The sequence below is a fragment of the Vibrio sp. 10N.261.52.A1 genome, assembly GCF_002876325.1.
In the GTDB taxonomy this organism is placed as follows: domain Bacteria; phylum Pseudomonadota; class Gammaproteobacteria; order Enterobacterales; family Vibrionaceae; genus Vibrio; species Vibrio chagasii.
The window spans coordinates 1-2,945 of the sequence record NZ_MCYD01001419.1; the positions used below are offsets into that span (position 1 = coordinate 1).

The 2,945-nt window shown below is 42.3% G+C and carries 3 protein-coding genes; all 3 read left to right on the plus strand.

Annotation, left to right across the window (positions count from 1 at the left end):
* The first annotated feature begins 682 nt into the window (after window positions 1–682).
* A complete protein-coding gene (locus tag BCT81_RS28660; protein WP_061033495.1) occupies window positions 683–910 on the plus strand; it encodes a hypothetical protein in 228 nt (75 codons plus the stop codon).
* A gap of 215 nt (window positions 911–1,125) precedes the next feature.
* On the plus strand, window positions 1,126–2,565 hold the full coding sequence (locus BCT81_RS28665; protein ID WP_102426633.1) for a TolC family protein: 1,440 nt from the start codon (window positions 1,126–1,128) through the stop codon (window positions 2,563–2,565).
* Window positions 2,566–2,568: 3 nt separating this feature from the next.
* Window positions 2,569–2,945 (plus strand): biotin/lipoyl-binding protein (locus BCT81_RS28670; protein WP_133152771.1); only part of this gene is annotated, 377 nt, incomplete at its 3' end.

Below are 2,945 nucleotides of genomic sequence, written 5' to 3' on the forward strand. Positions count from 1 at the left end.
CAACAAGGCCAGTTACCGTCATGATAATCAGCAACCTTTTTCGGAAGCTGATACTACTCCATCTCATATAAACCCGTCCCTAGTGCTCAGCAGGCCATGTTAACACTAAGTTAACCAGAGCACCTTTACGCCTATACGAATTTGTGACTATTGCTCAACTAAATAATTAACCAGATTATTAATTGATATTCCTTTACGTTGCTCGCCTCGATAAATCGTTCGTTTTTAGAACGGATTAGTTGAAAAACCCAAAAAATCGCATAAATATTGAGCTAGATCACTAAGCTTTTAGGTGTTTTTTAGGTTGTTTAAAATAAATACAATTATAATGGTTGCATATGAAGGAGTTTATTATTGCCAAGCTATACGTTGCAATTTTAAGACAACGCTTTAAACCGGAATTTTGGTTTACAGAAAGGCAACAACTCTTCACCCACTGGACGTATCGATAAATAAAAGTTGCGTGCTCGCCGTTACGAATGATGAACAAACGGATTAAGTATTCTCCCCTATTCATCTCGCTATTTCACACTCGGCAGGCCAGACAACGAAGAGGTGACTGACAAAAGCAGCACCCAAGAATAAAGCATTGATGAGCAGGAAGTTTCGATCAGTGGCAACGTCCGACAGAAACAGGATAAAAAACATAACGTATTAACATTGTTGAAAAGGAAACCAGGCAATGAAACGCGATACTTTTGGAATCTGCCTTACAAAGGCTATGCTGTTCAAAAACTTACAATCTACTTTTACTCATGTCAGAGCATATGAGAAGAACGAGACATCCCCGCTCGATCTAAAAGTGTTGTTAGCTTTCCCGCAAATGTCAGGTAGAGATTTATTACAAACCATGCAAGGTTCAAAACAATTGGTGTGGCGTGCCGATCACCATTGCCCAAGCTTTAAATAGCACCAGTCCATTTGTAGTAACTTCTTCTATACTGAACTTAATGAGCACGATTCGTCGTGCTCTTTTCGTTTCTTTGTCTATGGACGCTAAATCCTTAATAGCATTCACATTATGTTAACGAATGATTATGCTATTTGCTCATATGAGGTAATCTGTTCAAGACAAATGATGATCCCCCTGTTAACATTAGAGCTAATACTCTAATTTGGTAATTAATGCAGATGACCAAACCGACATTCCGATGCCTTGCGATTGCCAGTATTCTTATCAGTACTATCAGTTCGCCAAGCTATGCTGCCCCGCTCACTTTTTCTGAGGCGTGGCAAATACTCCAAGAGAACAACAACTCTCTTGCGGCTCAACAAGCTAACGTTGAGCGTTATCAACACCTTCAAAATGCAACCGGAAGCCTTAACCTGCCTTCAGTGACGCTAGGCGCAAACTACACTCACCTTGATAACGATGTCACTATCAATGGCGAGCAGTTTGCCGATAGCTTAAGTGGTGTTGATCCTATCGTATCCGCTATTTTACGCCCATTAGTGGGTGGCATTACCTCAACGATTACCGAGCAAGATATCTTCAGCTCTTCTATTCGCGCAGTGTGGCCAATTTTTACAGGTGGTCGAATTACCGCAGCACAAACCGCAGCTGAAGGTAAAAGCGAAGAAGCGCAAAGCCAACTGCTAATGGAAAAACAGGCTCGTTACGAAGACTTAAGCAAATATTACTTCTCAGTGATCTTAGCGGAAGATGTGGTGAAAACTCGCCAAGCCGTAGAAGCAGGCCTAACTCAACATCGTGATTTTGCCATCAAGATGGAACAGCAAGGGCAAATTGCACGAGTAGAACGCCTGCAAGCGGACGCCTCTCTAGATAAGGCAGTAGTTGAACGCACTAAAGCTGAAAATGATCTTAAGATTGCTCAATTAGCCCTTACCCAAATTCTAGGTCAAAGCCAAAGCGTTGAACCTTCAGAGCAACTGTTTATCAACAAAAACCTGCCCCATATGGATGTGTTCATTGATCAAACACTCATGACCTACCCTGGTCTTAAGATTCTGGATGCGAAAGAGAAACAAGCGAGCAGTTTAATCAAAGCTGAAAAAGGCAAATATTACCCAGAGGTTTATCTTTACGGGGATTACAGCCTCTATGAAGACGATTCACTCGCCAGTGAAATGAAGCCAGACTGGTTAGTAGGCATTGGTGTCAACGTACCGCTACTCGACACCTCAGGTCGTTCAGACAAAGTGGCTGCTGCGCATAGTGCGGTATCTCAAATTAAATTCCTAAAGTCACAAGCCAAACAAGACTTAACCGTATTGGTACAAAAGACCTATCTTGAAGCAAACCAAGCGATTGAAGAGGTTCAAGGCCTTAATTCTAGCTTGTCATTAGCTCAAGAAAATCTACTACTTCGTAAAAAAGCATTCACTCAAGGGCTTTCTAACTCGTTAGAAGTGGTTGATGCAGAGTTATACCTTGCGAGCATCAAAACACAGCAATCTGCTGCGCGATTCAAATACCTTATCTCTCTCAACAAGCTTTTAGCGCTAACCAGCGAAATGAACGCTTACTCGAGTTACTTAACTTCTTCTGTTACGTCTGATTTCGACTCAAAAACAGACACCGCTAGCCAGTCAAAAGGATAATTCATGAAACCTATTAAGCCTCTTCTTCTATCTATAGTTGGTATCGGCATTGTTGGCTGGGTCGGATACAGTTTTTACCAAGCGTACCAACCCCAACCCATTAAGCTTCAAGGCCAAATCGATGCTCAGCAGTACAGCATCTCTTCGAAAGTACCCGGCCGAATTGACGAAGTATTTGTACGCAAAGGCGACTCTGTTGAGAAAGGTGAGTTGATCTTTTCTCTTCTGAGCCCGGAAATTGATGCAAAGTTAGAACAAGCTAAAGCTGGTGAAAAAGCGGCTGGAGCTCTGGCTCAAGAAGCAGAAAATGGCGCACGTACTCAGCAAATCCAAGCGGCCAAAGACCAATGGCTGAAAGCCAAAGCAGCCGCTGATTTAAT

Bases quoted from the DNA above. Each gene is read 5' to 3' on its own strand.
- BCT81_RS28665 (WP_102426633.1), top strand. From the start codon at position 1,126: ATGCAGATGACCAAACCGACATTCCGATGCCTTGCGATTGCCAGTATT.
- BCT81_RS28660 (WP_061033495.1), top strand. From the start codon at position 683: ATGAAACGCGATACTTTTGGAATCTGCCTTACAAAGGCTATGCTGTTC.